Source organism: Limisphaera sp. VF-2 (genome assembly GCF_049537125.1).
GTDB lineage: Bacteria > Verrucomicrobiota > Verrucomicrobiia > Limisphaerales > Limisphaeraceae > Limisphaera.
This window is the reverse complement of sequence record NZ_JBMVQY010000001.1, coordinates 564,702-582,553: the sequence shown is the minus strand read 5'-3', so window position 1 is coordinate 582,553 and position 17,852 is coordinate 564,702. Positions and strand designations below refer to the sequence as shown.

Annotated in this window: 15 protein-coding genes; 4 read left to right on the top strand and 11 right to left on the bottom strand. The window is 65.2% G+C overall.

All coding sequences use genetic code 11. From position 1 onward, the window contains the following. The first annotated feature begins 7 nt into the window (after positions 1 to 7). Together ACPDIT_RS02040 and ACPDIT_RS02035 are read left to right on the top strand one after the other, a co-directional pair. The gene (locus ACPDIT_RS02040) at positions 8 to 1,078 is read left to right on the top strand and encodes a class II aldolase/adducin family protein (RefSeq protein WP_423441090.1); all 1,071 of its coding nucleotides are present in this window, start codon (positions 8 to 10) and stop codon (positions 1,076 to 1,078) included. After that, the gene (locus tag ACPDIT_RS02035; protein ID WP_423441088.1) at positions 1,075 to 2,427 is read left to right on the top strand and encodes a hypothetical protein; all 1,353 of its coding nucleotides are present in this window, start codon (positions 1,075 to 1,077) and stop codon (positions 2,425 to 2,427) included. Before ACPDIT_RS02040 ends, ACPDIT_RS02035 begins: the two co-directional genes overlap by 4 nt. Before the next feature lie 16 nt (positions 2,428 to 2,443). On the opposite strand, the gene ptsP is transcribed toward ACPDIT_RS02035, so the two are convergent. The 5 genes from ptsP to ACPDIT_RS02010 all read right to left on the bottom strand — a co-directional run bounded on the left by ptsP (position 2,444) and on the right by ACPDIT_RS02010 (position 8,339). Further along, a complete protein-coding gene (ptsP, locus tag ACPDIT_RS02030) occupies positions 2,444 to 4,231 on the bottom strand; it encodes a phosphoenolpyruvate--protein phosphotransferase (RefSeq protein ID WP_423441087.1) in 1,788 nt (595 codons plus the stop codon). Positions 4,232 to 4,763: 532 nt separating this feature from the next. Continuing rightward, on the bottom strand, positions 4,764 to 5,360 hold the full coding sequence (locus tag ACPDIT_RS02025) for a flavin reductase family protein (protein ID WP_423441085.1): 597 nt from the start codon (positions 5,358 to 5,360) through the stop codon (positions 4,764 to 4,766). Positions 5,361 to 5,771: 411 nt separating this feature from the next. Continuing rightward, entirely contained in the window at positions 5,772 to 6,695 is a 924-nt protein-coding gene (locus ACPDIT_RS02020; protein ID WP_423441083.1) for a spermidine synthase, read from the bottom strand. Beyond that, a complete protein-coding gene (locus ACPDIT_RS02015) occupies positions 6,692 to 7,324 on the bottom strand; it encodes a fused MFS/spermidine synthase (protein WP_423441082.1) in 633 nt (210 codons plus the stop codon). Before ACPDIT_RS02015 ends, ACPDIT_RS02020 begins: the two co-directional genes overlap by 4 nt. A gap of 166 nt (positions 7,325 to 7,490) precedes the next feature. Then, the gene (locus ACPDIT_RS02010; protein ID WP_423441080.1) at positions 7,491 to 8,339 is read right to left on the bottom strand and encodes an RraA family protein; all 849 of its coding nucleotides are present in this window, start codon (positions 8,337 to 8,339) and stop codon (positions 7,491 to 7,493) included. 275 nt (positions 8,340 to 8,614) lie between these two features. On the opposite strand from ACPDIT_RS02010, the gene sufB reads away from it, so the two are divergent. Then, positions 8,615 to 10,063: a Fe-S cluster assembly protein SufB gene (gene sufB / locus ACPDIT_RS02005; protein WP_423441078.1), complete on the top strand. Its 1,449-nt coding sequence runs from the start codon at positions 8,615 to 8,617 to the stop codon at positions 10,061 to 10,063. Between the two features lie 725 nt (positions 10,064 to 10,788). Continuing rightward, complete coding sequence (locus ACPDIT_RS02000; protein WP_423441076.1) at positions 10,789 to 11,436, top strand: hypothetical protein; 648 nt, start codon at positions 10,789 to 10,791, stop codon at positions 11,434 to 11,436. 181 nt (positions 11,437 to 11,617) lie between these two features. Here ACPDIT_RS02000 and ACPDIT_RS01995 read toward each other — a convergent pair whose 3' ends face one another. The 6 genes from ACPDIT_RS01995 to ACPDIT_RS01970 all read right to left on the bottom strand — a co-directional run bounded on the left by ACPDIT_RS01995 (position 11,618) and on the right by ACPDIT_RS01970 (position 17,846). Next, the gene (locus ACPDIT_RS01995; RefSeq protein ID WP_423441075.1) at positions 11,618 to 11,950 is read right to left on the bottom strand and encodes a MerR family transcriptional regulator; all 333 of its coding nucleotides are present in this window, start codon (positions 11,948 to 11,950) and stop codon (positions 11,618 to 11,620) included. 78 nt (positions 11,951 to 12,028) lie between these two features. Further along, a complete protein-coding gene (locus tag ACPDIT_RS01990; RefSeq protein WP_423441074.1) occupies positions 12,029 to 12,742 on the bottom strand; it encodes a rhomboid family intramembrane serine protease in 714 nt (237 codons plus the stop codon). Between the two features lie 7 nt (positions 12,743 to 12,749). Beyond that, on the bottom strand, positions 12,750 to 14,195 hold the full coding sequence (locus ACPDIT_RS01985; RefSeq protein WP_423442558.1) for a phospholipase D-like domain-containing protein: 1,446 nt from the start codon (positions 14,193 to 14,195) through the stop codon (positions 12,750 to 12,752). 234 nt (positions 14,196 to 14,429) lie between these two features. Continuing rightward, positions 14,430 to 15,437, bottom strand: coding sequence for a DnaJ C-terminal domain-containing protein (locus ACPDIT_RS01980; RefSeq protein ID WP_423441073.1), 1,008 nt, complete (start codon positions 15,435 to 15,437; stop codon positions 14,430 to 14,432). Between the two features lie 194 nt (positions 15,438 to 15,631). Continuing rightward, the gene (locus tag ACPDIT_RS01975) at positions 15,632 to 16,696 is read right to left on the bottom strand and encodes an HPF/RaiA family ribosome-associated protein (RefSeq protein WP_423441071.1); all 1,065 of its coding nucleotides are present in this window, start codon (positions 16,694 to 16,696) and stop codon (positions 15,632 to 15,634) included. Positions 16,697 to 16,724: 28 nt separating this feature from the next. After that, positions 16,725 to 17,846: a M50 family metallopeptidase gene (locus ACPDIT_RS01970; protein ID WP_423441069.1), complete on the bottom strand. Its 1,122-nt coding sequence runs from the start codon at positions 17,844 to 17,846 to the stop codon at positions 16,725 to 16,727. Positions 17,847 to 17,852 lie beyond the last annotated feature (6 nt).

Sequence of the window (17,852 nt, the reverse complement as noted above, 5' to 3'; positions counted from 1 at the left end):
TTCTGCCATGAAACAGGTGATCAGCCTGCGCGATCTGGAAAACCTCCTGCGTCAGGGACGGGATCTGCGGCAACTGCCCGCCGACGCCATCCTGACGCCGGCCGCCCGCGACTTTTTGCGCGACTGGGAAGCGGCCCAACAGCAGGGCCGCAACGCTCCGATACCCGCCACGGCCCCGGCCGCCCCCAAAACCTCCGGCTCCCCGGGCTCCCCGTCCGATCTTTCCTCCCAATCACCCGCAGCCGAGATTGAGGCCTTCTTTCATTCGGCGTGGTGTCAGGAATTGAAGGAACAGATGTGCGACATCGGCCGCCGCCTCTGGCTGCGCGAATATGTCGACGGCAACGGGGGCAACCTGGCCATTCGCGTGGGCAAAGATCTGGCGCTCTGCACGCCCACGCTGGTCAGCAAGGGGTTCATGAAGCCCGAGGACATGTGCCTGGTGGACTTCACCGGCCGTCAATTGTGCGGGCAAAAAAAGCGGACCAGCGAGATTCTGATGCATCTGCAGATCTTTCAGCGTCAGCCCCGCGCCGTGGCGACCTGTCACTGTCATCCCCCCTATGCCACGGGTTTCGCCGTGGCCGGACTGGTGCCGCCCACCTGTCTCATCCCCGAATTCGAGGTGTTTGCCTCCGTGGCCGTGGCGCCGTACCGCACGCCGGGCACGCCGGAAATGGGCCAGCTCGTGGCCGAGCTGGTGGATCAACACAACACCATCCTCATGGCCAACCACGGGGTGGTCAGTTGGAGTCACCTCGGTCTGGAGGATGCCTATTTCAAAATGGAGATTCTGGAGGCGTACTGCCGCACCGTGCTGGTGACCGCCCAATTGGGCAGGCCGCCCCAGACCATGACGCCCCAGCAGCTGCGGGATCTGCTCAAGATCAAACAGGAGCTGGGCATCCCCGATCCGCGCTTCGGGCTCAAGGAATGCGAGCTTTGCGACAACGACCAGTGGCGCCCGGGAGTGACCTGCACGGTCCCGCCCCGGCCCGCGCCGGAGGCGGACTTCGATCCTGAAGCCGAGAAGGCCGTCCAGATCATCACGGACGAGATCCTGGCCCGGTGGAAATGAGCTCGCCCGGCCCAGCTGCCTCCGCACCACCCGGTCCGGAAAAATCCCTGGACCGCAAACTGGCTGAGATCCGCGCCCACCCGCAGGGGCGAACCTTCATTCTTGCGGATGCGAAGGATGCCGACATGGCCTACGGGGTACGGGCCCCCGGCCCGCGCTCGTGGTTGTCGGCCCGCGGGGCCCGGCCCGCCCAGTTTTCCCCCGAAGTGTGGACACGCGAGGAATTCGGCTACCGCAATCTGCCGGAGTTTCTCGATATCATTCGCGAGATCGTGCACCAGGGGATCGTGGACATCATGTTGATGTCGCCCTATGTGAACGATCTCCTGACCATTCAGGAGGGCCTGTTTCGGCGGTCGACCGTCACTCCGGCCGCCCGGGCCAACGACACCACGGACATTTGGGCGGTCCGTCACGGTTGTTACACCGCCGAGCCCTCCCGCCCGTTCCGCACCGCCACCATCGATCAGATCCAGTGCGGCCGTGTCGAATGCGACCGGTCCACCCGCGACTTTCCCGGGGCCAACCTGGGCCTCTACTCCGTCACCTTCCTGAACGACCTCGAACGCGACCGGGAAACCCTGCTCGCGTACAAGGCCTTCCGCGAAGAGGCCGAGCGCAAACAGTTCCGTCACTTCCTGGAAGTGTTCGATCCCAACGTGGACCCGGGCCTGCCCCCGGAGAGGCTTGCCGAGTTCATCAACGATCAGATCCTTCGTACCCTGGCCGGCGTTCCGGTGGCCGGTCGGCCGCTCTTTTTGAAGATCGTTTACCACGGCCCGCGCGCGCTGGAGGAACTCGTCCAATACGACCCCAATCTGATCGTCGGCATTCTCGGGGGCGGGGCCGGCACCACCCATGATGCGTTCCTGTTGCTGCACGAGGCCCAGCGGCATGGCGCACGTGTCGCCCTGTACGGTCGGAAGATCAACCACGCCGAACACCAGTTGGCGTTTATCGAGATGTTGCGGCTCATCACCGAGGGACGCATCGGTCCGGAAGAAGCCGTGCGGGCCTATCACGGCGTTTTGCAGGCCAGGGGAATCCGGCCGCGGCGCACGCTGGAAGAAGACCTGCAGATCACCGAACCCGCCTTGCGGGCGGATCGCACCGGCCGGCCTCCTTCGGCTGTTTCGATCCGCAACAATCCGCTGGGACAGCGTTCGGCGGTCGATGCACGCAGTGCCGCCTCCGCTTCGCCAGGGATCCCTCGAAGGCATGCTCCCGAGGGCACGGCCCGTACCGGAGCCCTTGCCGGGCCTCCGGCCCCCGCGCCCGATTTCTCGCAGATGACTCCCGAGCAGCGCCGGGACTATCACCTGGAGCGGTTGCGGCGCCGGTTCGGCTGAGCCTCGGGGGGCTCCTTCAAAGGGTTACCGTTCGTGCCTCGAACAGCAGGGGGGCGGCTTCCCGCGCCAGATCCCGGCTTCGCTGCAGGATCTCTCTGGCCGACTCGCACTCCAGAGCCCACTGCGCCAGGGCCCGGGCCTCGGCCATCCGGATGCGGCGGATCACGTACTTGATGCGGGGCACGAGGGGAGGGGCGGCGCTGAGCTCATGGACACCGAGGCCCAGTAACAACGGCACCAGGACCGGCTCCCCCGCCATCTCGCCGCACACGCTGACCCGCAGCCCCTGGGCTTCGGCGGCTTCGACCGTGCGCCGAATCAGCCGCAGAATGGCCGGGTGGGTCGGTTCGTACAAATGCGCGATGCGCTCGTTCATCCGATCCACCGCCAGCGCGTACTGAATCAGATCGTTGGTCCCGATGCTGAAGAAACGCACCCGCCGGGCCAGTGCGTCGGCCACCAGCGCCGCGGAGGGGATCTCGATCATGGCCCCGATTTCGATGGACTCGTTGAACGGCTGGCCGCGCTCGCGCAGCTGGGCCTTGCATTGCTCCAGCAACTCGTTGGCCTGGCAGAGCTCCTCCAGCCCGGAGATCATGGGGTACATCAACTTCACGTTGCCCTCGGCGCTGGCCCGCAGGATCGCGCGCAGCTGCGCCCCGAACATCTCGGGCTGCTGCAGACAGAGACGGATGGCGCGCCAACCCAGGAACGGGTTCATCTCCTGTTGCGCGACCAAATGAGAGAGAAACTTGTCCCCGCCCAGGTCCAGGGTGCGCACGATGACCGGCTGGGGCCGCAGGGCCACGGCCACCTTTCGATACGCCTGGAACTGTTCCTCTTCGTCCGGAGGGTGATCTCGGTTGATGTACAAATACTCCGTGCGAAACAAACCCACGCCCTCGGCGCCGCTGAGGCGCACCGCCTCGACGTCCTCGGCCTGCTCGATGTTGGCCAGCACCCACACCCGGTGTCCGTCGAGCGTGACCGCCGGCTGGTCCACCACTTCCCGCAGCTTTTCCTCCAGCGTGAGTTGCCGGCGGACCAGCTGCCCGTACTCGAAGAGGGTTTGATCCGAAGGATGCAGAATCAGGAGCCCGTTGAACCCGTCCAGCAGGGCATACTGGCCGGTTTCCAGCTCCCGCAGGGCGTGGGGAATCCCCACCACGGCGGGCAGGCCCAGGGAACGGGCCAAAATCGCCGTGTGGGACGTCTGGCTGCCCACCTCGGTGGCAAAGCCCAGCACCTTGGACTTGTCCATCTGCACGGTGTCGCTGGGGGTCAAATCATGGGCCACCAGGATGACCGGCTCGTGCAGGTGCGCCAGCTCCACGCCGTGGGCCCGACCCATCAAATGACTGAGGACGCGGGCGGTGACATCGCGCATGTCGGCGACCCGCTCCCGCAGATACTCATCCTCCACGGCGGCCAGGGCGGCCATGTATTTCTGCGCCACCAGGTGGTAGGCGTACTCGGCGTTCAGCCTTTCCTCGGTAATCAGGCGGGTGACCTCGTCCACCAGGACGCGGTCTTCCAAAACCAGCAAATGCGCGTCGAAGATGCCCGCCTCCTGTGCGCCCATGACCTCGCGCACCCGTCGCTGCACATCCAGCAACTGCTGCCGCGTGGCCACCAGGGCGCGCTCCAGGCGTTCGATCTCGGCAGGGATTTCGTCCTCGCGCAGCTCCCAGTGTGGAACCTCTGCTTCTGCCTTGCGCCAGACCAACAGCTTGCCGCGGCACACCCCGTTGGACACAGGGATGCCCCGCAGCACGCGCTCGCCTTCGTGACTCACGGCCGCCACAAAACCCTATTAACCGAACCCGGTAGCCGGCGAAACGAAAATCTCCGCGGCTGCCCGGCTGCGCCGGAACTTAGCCGGGCTGTCAGCTTCCACGCAGCCCCGCGCTCCCTTGTGAACCCAAGCTGGCTGGTCGCGGCAGAGTCTCGCCGGCCTCTTGCCGGGCCTCTCGGCATCCCCGGAGTCGGCGACCGGAGGGTACAAACCAAGGGTCGACGGCGCGGGGGGATCGAGGACGCCTCTCGCCTGCGCAGGTGGATCCAACACCGGCTCCGGCCCGTCGAGGTTCGAGATGAGGCCTCGGTCAAAGAGGTTGCGAGCCGATGCGCCGGCATTCAGACCACCCTAGGGAATCCCTGCCGGCCACCCGGAGTCCAATGGCTCGGACGGGGATCTCGTGCGCCTTGCGCGCGTTTCCATCCACCGCCGGGACTCTTGGAGATCGGTCCTCGGAACGGACCGGAGCACAGGGGAAACGGGCACGCAAGCGGAGGGTCCTTCGGCCCCGCACCAACTCCGGCCGCGACTCCGCGGCTCACGCGCAGTGCGGATCCGGCACGCGCAGCTTGATTTCTTCGCCCACGGCGAATGCGCGCGCCACAAACTCGCCCAGCGCGTAATAGGCTTGTGTGTCCGGGGCAAAGGCCAGCGGCCGGAGCTTTTCCGGATCCGTGCGGCCCTCGCCATTGAGCACGGATTCGTCGGCTTTCACGTCGAGGATCTCTCCGATGAACAGCGTGTGCAGCCCCACTTCCACGCTTTGCAACAGACGGCACTCCAGCACCAGGGGAAACTCTTCCACATACGGGGCATCCACAAGCAGGCTGCGGGCCGGCGTCAACCCGGTCGCGGCGAACTTGTCCACGTCCCGCCCGGATGCCAACCCGAAGTAATCGGCGTAACGCACCTGGGTTTGCGAAGGAATACTGATGGTAAAGGCGCGACGCGCCAGGAGATTCTCGTACGTGTAGGTGGCGCGGCGCAGAGCCACGGAGACGCACGGAGGTTGCGAACAACACACCCCGGCCCAGGACGCGGTCATGACGTTCGGCCGACCCTGCGCATCGTACGTGCCCACGACGAACACCGGGGTGGGATGAACCAGTGTTTGTGCCCCCAAGGATCGTTTCATACCCTGCGCGGAGCTTAAGCCCGACGGCGGGGCAATCCAACCCGGAATTTCAAGGGGACGATCCCCGCCCGGGGTCTGGAACAGCCGCGAGGCCCGGGGCCGCACCCGGGGAAGGTTCCGATTGGCTGGCGAAGCCTCTTTTCGTACGCGGAGCCGTCCACCGCTCCATTTCGCATTCCGGTGCCTGTCGGGACGGCCCAGGTTGTCCCCGGATGGGGTCGTTCCGGCCCGCCGCCCGGGGCGGGGCCAGAGCCTGCGCGGCCCGGCTCCCGCCACTGAAACATTCGGTCCGGATTCAGAACCCATCCGCGTCCATGGCACCTCGGGAGCATCTGCTTCGCTGACGGGTTTTCCCGTCGCGGGGGGCGAGAAGGGGGTGGGCGGGCGCAACCGTGTGCCACTGGCACTTCTCTACCGCCCCCGGGTCAACAAACCGTCCACGGGGGCGAAGTCATCCGTCAGCACGCCGCATCGGGCGAAATGCCCGGGTGGTTCCTCGCGGAGGGCCCGCACGCGGCTGAGAAACCCCGGCATTCGAACCCGGCCCGACGTCTGCAGGACGCGCGCCATTTGTTCGAGTTCCAGCCGTGTCCGCCGCCGCGAGTCCCGGGTCGCCACCAGCACGATGTTCTGACTGGTTTGCGCCGGGAACAGATACACCTGGGGGAACACCTCGCGGAGTGTTCGATACAGGGAACCGATGACGTCGGACTGCCAGGCGTTCAAGGTGCCGATGGCGTTGTAGGCCACGATGCCGTTGGTGGTCAGGCGGTCGCGAGCCAGTTCAAAAAACTCCCGGGTGGCCAGATGATAAGGGATGAATGCGCCGTAACGGTTTTCCGTGTACGCATCCACCAGCAGCACATCCCAGCGTTGACGGGACCGCCGCAGATACATGCGCCCGTCCTCGACCACCACCCGTTGGTTGGGACCTTCGCGAACCCCGAAGTATTGCTGGGCCACCTGCACCACCAGGGGATCGATCTCCACGGTCTCGAAATAAACCTCCGGATAATAGGCCGCCCACTGACGCTGGGCGCTGCCTCCGCCAAGGCCGATCATCAACACCCGCGCAATCTGCGTGTTCCACAGCCACGGCAGGTGGAAGTACTCGATGTATTCGAAGTGTCCCTCCAGCGGATTCCGCAGGGACATGCGCGTCTGCAGCGTGCCGTCAAAGGTCAGGAGCCGCAGCCCGCCGCTGTCCTCCACGCGGATGTTGTGATAGGGCGAGGTGGCTTCGAACACCACCTGCGCCGTGGCAGAAGCCACGCTCAAAACGGCCACGAGCAGCCATCCCGGGCGCCCGGGCCCCACTTGGCTCCCTGGTCTCATGAAGATGTCTCTGGGGGAACTGTCTTCGCTCCCGGCTCGGCCCACCAACAGACCCCGCCCAGCAGCAGGATCAAACCGCCGGTCCACCGAAAAATCGCCGACAGTCCCAAATGGTCCACCAGAACGTACCCGGCCACAAAAACCCCTGCAATGCTGCCCACCGTGCTGGCGGCGATGATCAACCCACTGACGCGGCCCACATGGCTGAGTTGCTGACTGGTCAGTCGGATCAAATACGGCGACAACATCGCCAGGATGAAGCAGGGGAAGAAAAAGATCACCCCGCTTCCGAGGGCAGGATCCAGTTTCTGCCAGAGAGGGGGAATGGGCTCATCGGCGGGATGCCGGTTGACAATCCAGTCCAGCACCGGTGGGGCCAGCCACGGGATGGCGATGGTAAACAGGCCGGTGGGCCACAACAGCCAGGCCAACCGTCGCAGCTGCTGCCAGCGGTCCGCCAGGGCCCCGCCGACGTAGTAGCCCGCCGCCAGCGCAATCATCACCACGCCGATCTGACTCACCCACACATAGAACGAGCTGCCAAAATCCTTGGCCAAGTACCGGGCGCCCACGATCTCCAGCACCAGAATCGCAAACCCGCCCGTGGCGGCGATGGCGGCGGCCGGCAACGGACGGAGCCGTGCTCGCGGACTCGTAAGGCTGGACTCCGACGGTGCACTGCGCGGCAATGACGAGGTGCCTGCCCCCGGGAGGGCCGTGCCTCCGCGAGCACGGGTGCCTGGCGGGGCGTCCTTGGAACGATCGGGTTTTCCTGCCGACGGGCCCACGGCCGCATCACTCCACGGAACGATCTTTCGGCAGACCCAGCGCCTCGTACAGGCGCCGCCGGGCCGACTTGTCCTGTTCCAATGTGGCCCGTGCGTAGGCAGCCACCTCTTCCGCGCGGGCCCGCGGGACCACGATCACACCATCCCCGTCTGCGACGATGACGTCCCCGGGCCTGACCAGCACACCCCCGCAGACAATGGGCGCATTCACAGACTCGATCTCGTTGCGCCCCGGCCGGATGCCGCGGCCCGGCCGCTTGAAGTACAGGGGGATTCCCTGAGCCTCGATCTCATCCGTGTCGCGGGCCGTGGCGCTGCTGACCACGCCCACACAGCCGCGCTGTTTCCAGGTCAGGATGTTGTTGGAGCCGATCGAGCCGGTGTCATGGCCGTGCTCCTCGATGACCAGCACCGTTCCCGGGCGCAGCAGCGGCACAAACGGCTCGCTGCTCCGGTCCCGATACCACGTCGCCACCCACCGATCGAAATCCGCGGTTTCCCGACGTCCGGCCGGTGGTTCCTGCGTGGGCACATACCGGGCCGTGACCGCTATGCCCACGATCCGGTGCCGGAACGTGCGCGTGTCCTTCCACAGCGGACGAATCTCCGGATCCATCAGCCCGAGGTTGTGCAAGCCCGCCTTGTCCATGCCGTCACAGACGTCAGCCACGCGCAGGCCGTCGAACAAGCGCAGGATCCGGGCGTCGTCCTCCTCCGAATACACGGGGGTGGGAATGAAATGTCGGCCGCGTCGCAGTTCCGCGGCCGCATCTGCATTGGTTTGCGCCCATACCGCCGGCAACAGCAAAAGGCCGGCCCCGATCAATCCCATCCTGAAGCCGTTGGCGGTGTTCATGACGCCAGAAAAGGCGATCCCGGCCGTTTGCGCCAGTCTGAAATCCACGCGTGCGCCGGAGGCGCGGCGCCGGGCCCCGGGCCGCGATTCCGGCCCCGGTGGGCCGCAGCGAGCCGTAGACAGGAGCGGCACCCGGTTGGCGGAGGTCTGCTGAGGGCACGTTGACAGGGAGTTTTCGTGCACTAATTTGTGCTTGCGCGAGTCGCCGGCAGGACGTCAAGAGGGGCCAGTCCCCGTCTCGTCCTGCCCTCTCCGACTCGCAGGAGAGGCAACGCATGAGCACGGCGGTTGAGACCATCGAAAGTCTGGTCAAAAAAGAGTACAAGTACGGCTTTTACACCGACATCGAGACCGAGTCGGCCCCGCCCGGCTTGAACGAGGACATCATTCGGTTCATCTCGGCCAAGAAGCGGGAGCCCGAATGGCTGACCGAGTGGCGCCTGAAAGCCTATCGGCACTGGCTGACGATGGCGCCGCCCAACTGGCAGTTCGTCAAATACCCGCCGATCAATTTTCAGGAGATTGTCTATTACGTGGCCCCCAAGAGCCGGGCCGACGGCCCCAAGAGCCTCGAGGAGGTGGATCCCAAACTGCTCGAGACCTACGAGAAGCTTGGCATCCCGTTGCGGGAACGGGAACGGCTGGCCGGGGTGGCCGTGGACGCGGTGTTCGACAGCGTCTCCGTGGGCACCACCTTCCAGCGGCAGTTGGCCGAGAAGGGCATCATCTTCTGCTCCATGAGCGAGGCCGTGCGGGAACACCCGGACCTGGTGCGGAAATACCTCGGCAGCGTGGTCCCCTATACGGACAACTTTTATGCCGCGCTCAACTCCGCCGTCTTCAGCGACGGTTCGTTTGTGTACGTGCCCAAGGGCGTGCGGTGCCCCATGGAGTTGTCCACCTACTTCCGGATCAATGCGGCCAAGTCCGGCCAGTTCGAGCGCACCCTCATCATCGCGGATGAAGGCGCTTATGTGAGTTACCTGGAAGGCTGCACGGCGCCGATGCGCGATGAAAACCAGCTCCACGCGGCGGTCGTGGAACTGATTGCTCTGGACAATGCGGAGATCAAATATTCGACCGTGCAGAACTGGTATCCCGGTGACGAAGAAGGCCGCGGCGGCATCTTCAACTTCGTGACCAAACGGGGCCTTTGCAAAGGTCGGAATTCGAAGATCTCCTGGACACAGGTGGAAACCGGCTCGGCCATCACCTGGAAGTACCCCAGCTGCGTGCTCCTGGGCGAGAACTCCATCGGTGAGTTCTACTCGGTCGCCGTGGTCAACGGGCGCCAGCAGGCCGACACCGGCACCAAAATGATCCACATCGGTCGCAACACCCGCAGCACCATCGTTTCGAAGGGCATTTCGGCCGGACGTGGACAAAACGTCTATCGCGGGCTGGTGGAGATTCGCAAATCCGCTGCGTATGCCCGGAATTTCTCGCAATGCGACTCGATGTTGATCGGCGACAAGTGCGGGGCCCACACGTTCCCGTACATTGATGTGCGCAACTCCACCTCGTCGGTGGAACACGAGGCCACGACCTCCAAGATCGGGGAGGACCAGATCTTCTATTGCAACCAGCGCGGCCTCTCCACCCAGGACGCCGTGAACATGATCGTCAACGGGTTCTGCAAGGAGGTCTTCAAAGAGTTGCCCATGGAGTTTGCCGTCGAGGCGCAGAAGCTGCTGGGAGTCAGTCTCGAAGGCAGCGTGGGGTGAAGTCCGCGCCGGCACCCCCGGACCGGGCCATTCTTGCGCGAAACCGCACGGGCACGCACTCCGGGCAGGGCGGAGACGATCGGTGGGCGGCGTTGTGCCGACCCGGGCACATGCCGATGTGCCGGGGAACGGAGTCTCTTGGTTTCCCCGTCACCGGCGGGGAACCGGGATCGGGCGAACCGGGTCGGGGCGTCCGCCGGTAATGCAGATCTGAAACCCGCCGTTTGTGGCCGGGGCGACCCATTTGGAACCGGTCCACCCTGTGTGTTGCTTGCGTACGGCCAATCGGCGCATCCGCACGGATACGAGGCGGGGGATGGCACGTGACTTCCGCCGGCCGCGCGGGTCGAAACCGTCCGATTTGCCAGCCCATTGGCAGAACTCGTTCGACCTCCTAGTTTGCGGAAACTGCGTTCGAGAGGAGCCGGAGCAACACCCGGGACGATCGATTCTTTCGATTTGCACGCCCGTGGACTTGACGGAACCGGATGCACGTCCCAGCTTTCCGCAGGTTGGGCGTGGATGAGGCGAGCATTTGGCCGGCCGGCGTGAGCACACGAGGATTCTGCCGCCCATCGCGAAATTCGTTCGGGCGACGCTGCCGATGTGGAGAGCGCTGACGCGTCGAGCGGGGTGCCGGGGCGATCCCCACAGGGGAACCCGAACGGCAAAGCATCACCGAGGGCACGATCATGGAAAACCAATCCGCAGCGCATCCGAGGGGCATGGACACACAGGTTCGCCGACGGCGTCGGACCTGGCTTTGGTACGCCGGCCTGGCTCTTGTCGCATTGGCAGGACTCGGGCTCGCGGCAGTGACGGCTCTGTTTTTGTACTGGCGTTCGTTGGTGCAGACGTACACCACCCCCACGCCGGAGCCGCTGCCCGCAGTGCGCGGGACGGAAATGGACCGGACCGCCCTGGTGGTGCGGTGGTCGCTCTTTTTTGAAAACGTCCGGCAGGGCGTTCCCACCCCGCCTTTCGAGATCACTGCGGACGAAATCAACCTCCTGCTCGCTGCGGATCCGCAGGTCGGAGACCGGCTCCGGATCGAATTGACCAATGGCAGCGTGTTCGGTCGGTTCACCTTTCCCCTCGCTCAGAGTGGCAAGCGGGAACTTGCCCATCGGCATTTGAACGGCCGTGCCCGGCTGCAGCTGGATCTTACCGACGGCTGGCTGACCGTGACCGTGGCCGAAATGGAGGCGAACGGCCGGCCCATCCCGAACTGGCTGTTGCGCCGCCTTCAGAGGGAAAACCTGCTCCGGGACGTGGATCGTCAGCCGGAGATGCTGGAGTTTCTTCGACAACTGGCAGCCATCGAGGTGGTGGGGGATCGGCTGATCCTGCGACCCGTGGTCGCGGAGCCGTGAGCCTGCGGGGGCGGTCAAGCCCCGCGAGACCGCTCCTCGAACCCTCCACGTTTCCTCGCACGCACCCGGCCTTCCGCGGGTAACGCCGGTCCGGACACGGCTCTCACAGCTCAAAGCCAGCCCGGGCCTCCCCGGGGACCCGACGCCGGCAGGGGGCGCAACGCATCCGACCTTTGCGAATTCAGAATCCCCGCCAGAAGCGCAGTTCCCGCCGTAGCTCCTCGACCTCCTCCATCAGGTGAAGGAGGAGGCGGATGGCGCGCGGATTCATCCCGCACACATGGAAGAGATAATCCACGCGCCGTAACATGTGCAGAGCCTCGTCGTTGAAGAACCAGCCTCCCAGGGCGGGATCATGGACAGGGGCGACCAGCCCGTGGCGGTAATAGAGCGCGATCCGTCGACGCGGGATTTGCGTCAACTTCTCCGCCATCTCGATCGAGTAGAGCAGGTCAGGATCCGGCTGGTAAACCTCCACAGCCAGGGGTTCGGTGGCTCGCGGCTGGAAGTTCATGGTTCTCTCTCGGGTCTGCCGCAAGGCGCCCCGCGTCCGGATCGGAACCTCCGTGGGACCGTACCGGGCCCGTCCGGATTACCAGGGCATGTCCTCATCTTCGTAATGTCTGCGATAGAATCGCTTGACCTTGATCACGCTGCACAGCAGCGCGCCAAACACAAAACCGCCAATGTGGGCCCACCAGGCAATACCCCCGGCGGCCTCTGGATTGGACAGCAAACTGAGCGTGCCGTTGAAGAATTGCAAGATGAACCACCAACCCAGGAACACCACGGCCGGCACCACGAAATACGGCCCGAGGAAGAAGGGCGGGATCACCATTTCCACCCTGGCGTGGGGATAAAGCCGAAAATAGGCCCCCATGACGGCCGCAATGGCGCCGCTGGCGCCGATGGTGGGAACCGTGGACAGTGCGTTGGTGTGAATGTGCAACAGTGCCGCAGCCACCCCACCGGCCAGATAGAACCACAAATAACGCCAATGCCCCAGCCGGTCCTCCACGTTATCGCCGAACACCCACAGGGTCCACAGGTTGCCGAGCAGGTGCGTCCACCCCCCATGCAGGAACATCGAGGTGAGGAAAGGCATCAACTGTTCGGGCCACGTAAACAGCCGTGCCACTTCCGGCACGGTGTAGCGGACCGGGACGATGCCATACACCAGGAACGCATCGCCCAGGGCCGGGCCCAGGCTGAGTTCCCAGACAAAGGCAACCAGGTTCACCAGGATGAGGAGCCAGGTCACGATGGGGTATCGTCGGCTGGGGATGTTGTCGCGCAGCGGAAGCATCGGTTCCTCACAGGTACGGGGCAAAGAGGCGGGCCACGCCGTCGCGGAGCTTTACCGGCAGCGAACGGCTGTCCACCTCGGCCTTGGTAAGCGGTCGAGCCGTGGCACGGACCTGGTCAAAGAGCCGGGCCAGCTGGTTTCCCAACCGCGCATCATAACACTCCACGTTCAGTTCAAAATTCAACCGCAAACTTCGGGCGTCCCAGTTGGCCGAACCAAAGGTCGTCCAGTGCTCGTCCACCACCAGCAGCTTGGAGTGATCGAAGGGAGGCGGGCGAAGCCAGACGCGGCATCCATGTTCCAGCACCTGCCAGATCTGGGCCATGCACGCCCACTGTACAGAGGGATGATCCAAACGGGCCGGTAGGAGGATGTCCACTTCCACGCCCCGCAGGGCCGCGGCACTGAGCGCTGCCACCAGGGAGGGGTCGGGGACAAAGTATGGTGTCCAAACACGGATGGACTGGCGGGCTGCATTCAGGGCCCCCAGGAACACCCAGCGCAAGCGATCCAGACTTTCATCCGGCCCCGCTTCAATCGCGCGCGCGGGGGTGGTGCCCGTTGGTTTCGGTTCCGATTCCCAAATCTCCCCGGCCAGGGTTTCGCCCGTGCTGAACTGCCAGTCTTCCGCAAACACGGTGGTCAGTTGTTGCACCACCGGTCCCTCGAGTCGAAAATGGAGATCCCGTTGGGCCCGTTCCGGGGCTTCGGGACACCAGTACGGCGCGTGAACATTCAGCCCCCCCGTGAACGCCAGGCGCCCGTCCACCAACAGGAGTTTTCGATGATTCCGCAGGTGCGCGGCCTGGAGGCGCGCGGGGACGAGCGGGGGATTGAACACGGCCACGGGCACCCCTGCTCGCTGAAGCGGTCGGAACGCCGACCCGCGGGAAAACCGCACGTACACATCATCGATCAGCACGCGTACCGTCACGCCCCGCCCAACGGCCTCCGCCAGCGCTTGCACGAACTGCCCCCCGATTCCGTGCCCGTCGAAAATGTAACTGGCCATGGCGATCGAGCGGCGCGCCTCTCGGATCGCCTGCAACATGGCGGGAAAAGCCTCCTCGCCATTCACCAAAGGCTCGATCCGGTTGCAGGGGACCAGCGGCAGCGCAGTGACGCGGCCCACCAGGGCCGCCAGACCTTCCAACGACTCCGGCAGGCGAACCTCTGTCGGAACGCAGGGACCAGGAGCTTCGGCCGACGTGCCGGCGCTCGAACCCAGCCGGTGCTCGCGCAACGCGCTGGCGCGGCGACGGACCCGGTTGATCCCGAGCAACACGTACAGCAGCGGCCCCACCGCCGGCATCAACCAGATCACAATGACCCACAACGCGGCGGAACGAGGGTCGCGTTTGTAGATGACGGCGTGGCCGGAAGCCCAGACGGCCGCCGCCAGCGCCACCGTACTGCCCAACGCCGACCAAAGGGCCCAGGACGTCTCCAGAATCGCGGCGACCAGCGGCTCCGCGAGTGGGCAGGTTGGGGCTGGAAACCCGCGCATGGGCGGTCAGACGTTGTTCCAGAGCAGGTCGGCGACGCGTGACCTCGCGGCGAGTTCCAGACCTGTGGCCGGAGGGCGCATGCGTCGCGTGCTCGGGATCGAAATGCACCTGCGAGTGCCGGGGCGAAACCTTTCGCCCCTGGTTCGGCGCCTTGAATGCAGGGTCAGATGCATGCTCCGTCACTCACCCGTCGGTCTGGGTTGGAAGCGCGAGACCTGGCGGAGCCGTTCCCACAAGTCCCGTTCTTCCGGGGTCAAGTCTCCGGGCTCCGGAACCTGCACCGTGGCCACCACATACAAATCTCCTCGTTGGCCGGAACCGCCGCGAGGCAGGCCGCGACCGCGTACGCGCAACTGGCGTCCGGAGCCGGTCCCGGGTGGAACGCGGATGGTCACCGGGCCGTCGGGCAGGGGGATGGTCACCGTGCATCCCAGCACGGCCTCCCACGGTGCCAGGGGCAGATCGTAGTACAAATCGGACCCCCGGACGCGGAAATCCGGATGGGCCGCCAGGCGCACACGCAGATAAAGGTCTCCGGGCGGACCGCCGCCCCAGCCCTCTGCCCCTTTGCCCGGAACACGGATCATTTGGCCTTCTTGGACCCCGGGCGGGATCCGCACCTTGAACGTGTGCGTCTCTGTCTGCCCGGTCCGTGGATTCACCTTTTGCAGCGAGACCGTCCGGACTGATCCATGAAACACCTCCTCCAGGGTGACGAGGATGTCGCCCTCCACATCGGCCCCGCGTCGGGCAAAAGTGCGGTCCGTGAAATCGGGCCCCGGGCCCGGTTCTTCCGCAACAAAGGGTTCGAAATCCCGGAATCGTCCGCCGCCGAAGAATCGCTCGAAGAAATCGCTGAACCCGGTCCCGCCAAAATGAAACTCGAAGTGTTGCGTCCCATCCGGACTGGTCCAGGCGCGTCGCTCCCACCCGGGCGGGGGCGTGAAGGCTTCCCCTTCCCGCCAGTGCGCCCCCAGGGCATCGTATTTGCGGCGTTTCTCCGGGTCGCTCAGGACCTCATAGGCCTCGTTGATCTCCTTGAACTTCTCTTCTGCGGCCTTTTTGTCCTTTGCCACGTCCGGGTGGTACTGACGGGCCAGCTTCCGGAAGGCCTTCTTGATTTCCTCCTCCGAGGCGTCCCGCGGGACGCCGAGGATGGCGTAGTAATCTTTGAACTCCACTGGCATAGGCTTGCATGGCCGGTCGAATCCACGTCAGCCCTGTGGGCCTCAGGGCTCCCCGGGGTCCGCTCGCGGGTGCCGGCCGCTTTTGACCATGCCCGCAACGGCCGCGCCCTGCAACGGCGCTTCTGACCGGTGGAAGCCTCCCGGGCGGCGGTCCGGGCCCCGCCTGCGAACCCGCACGGGGCAATGGCCTTCGCTCACACCAACGCCAGATCGAGCAGGGCCTGTCGGAGTCGCTGTTGCACTTGTTGGACCAGGGCTCGGCCTTGCGCCGGCGATACACCCAGGATCATGGCCACCTCCTCCGGCTCGAATCCTTCCACGAAGTGCAGTTCGAAGGCCTCTCGTTCGGGCCGGGGCCACTGGCTGACCAGCCGGCGCATTTCCGCCAGCAGCTCCCGTCGGGCCACCGCCTGATCCGGGGGTTCTGTGCGTGGGTCGGCCACCAGCTCGGCCTGTGCGGCTACCGGCGGTTCGAGCTGGCGTTCGATCAGGTCCAGCGGTTGGTCCGGATCATAGCCTTCGGCCAAAAGCTCGTCCGGCAGCAGAGTCTCCTGCTCCAGGGGTACCGTCTGTGCCTGCTGAACCTGCAATGCCTTCCGGCGGCGTGCCAGTTCCTGACGCGCCAGCACGTACAACCACAACACCCAGTTCATGCCGGCGGGTTTCTTGCCCGGCTCCCGCAGGGCCCGCCGGGCCACGTCGTCCACCACCGCGCGGGGATCGATGGCCCCGGCCGGGATCTCGCCGGCCGTGATGTCGTGCCACAGCTGCCGGCGCACGAAACGCAGCAGACGGGCGTAATGATCGGCCAGCCACGCCCGAATCACGTCGCGCAGATTCTGCGGGCCCTCACCCTCGGGTTGCGGGCTGGGAGCGAAGCCGGCGGCTTTCATCTCATGCAACAGCGCGCGGCGCCCCCGGCGTTTCCAGAACATTTCCCGCCGCAATTCCGCCTTGAGGCTTTCCAGTTCCCGCAACAGCGTCTTGACGGCCTTGTCCAGGGCCTGGATGACGTCCGCACCGGCCTCCTCGGCCCGCAAAATGTTCGACGGAACACGCAGGGTCAGACCGGCGCGGTATTCCGGCCGGCGCGGATGCTTTTCCAGCAACACCTGCAGGTGCACCGTGCCGGGGGGGAACCGCCTCAAGTGCCGACTCAGTTTGTTGATCTTCTGGTGGAGCTTTTTCCGCAACAACTCGTGCCCGTGCAGATTGCGGGTGACGAGGTTCCAAGGAAGGGTGAAGGTTCGGGATTCCATAAGCGTTTCGAAGGAGCCGGGGGAAACTTCACAGGGGCCACGGTGCGGCGCGCCGCCAGGGCGGACGGGCCTCCCGCGGACGCAGGGCGTGCACCAGCATCAGTTCCCCCACGTTTTCGGGAGTAATCAGTCCCACAAACCGTCCGGTGCCATCCACGACCGGCAACGCCGGACAACCGCATTCCTGCATGCGCCGGAAGGCCTCCTCGAAGGGAGCGTAACTGTAGACCACCGGCAGGTCGCGCCGCATCACCTCGGTCACGGGGTGGTGGGGACCAAATCGTTTGAGCGCCGCGATCAGGTCGTCCCGCGTGAGCACCCCCAGCACTCTGCCGTCCGCATCGAGAATGGGAAACTCGTGCTGTGCGGTGCGGAGCAGGGCCTCCACGGCGTCGTCCAGAACGGCGTGCGGGGGCAGCGGCACCAGATGGGTGACCATGGCTTCTGCGACCGGCAGACCCCGGCTGATGTCCTTGATCTGTGCGGCGGCAGCCTCTTGCTGCGCACCCAGGAACACAAAAAACGCAATGAAGATCAGCATCGGATTGGTGAACAGCCCCACAAAGCCCAACACAAAGGCCAGTCCCTGCCCGATGGTTGCCGCGATCTGGGTGGCTCGGCTGTAGGGCAACGCCATGGCCAACAGGGCGCGAAGGACCCGCCCCCCGTCCATCGGGAAGGCCGGAATCAAGTTGAACAACACCAGCATGATGTTGACGGTGGCCAGCTTGGCCAGCAGTGCCACCCCGGGCACGTTCAGCCGTTCCAAATGCTCGAAGGAAAGCTGTTGACCCAGCAGGAAGATGAGCACTGCGGCAATCACCACGTTGACCAGCGGGCCCGCCACAGCGACCACCAGTTCCTGCCAGGGCTGGTCCGGCATGCGCTGCAGCCGCGCGACGCCTCCAATGGGAAGCAGCGTGATGTCGGGCGTGCGAATCCCGAACATCAGGGCGGCAAAGGCGTGCCCGAATTCATGCAGTAACACGCAGCCGAACAGGGCGAGCATGAACAGGATCCCCTGCCACGCGACCGCCGGCCCGCCGAGGTGGTAGTAGCTGGCTCCGATCCAGGCCAGAAACAGCAGGAACGTCAGGTGCAGACGCACCTCGATCCCCGCCACTCGGGCAATGCGTATGGACCATCGCATAAAAAA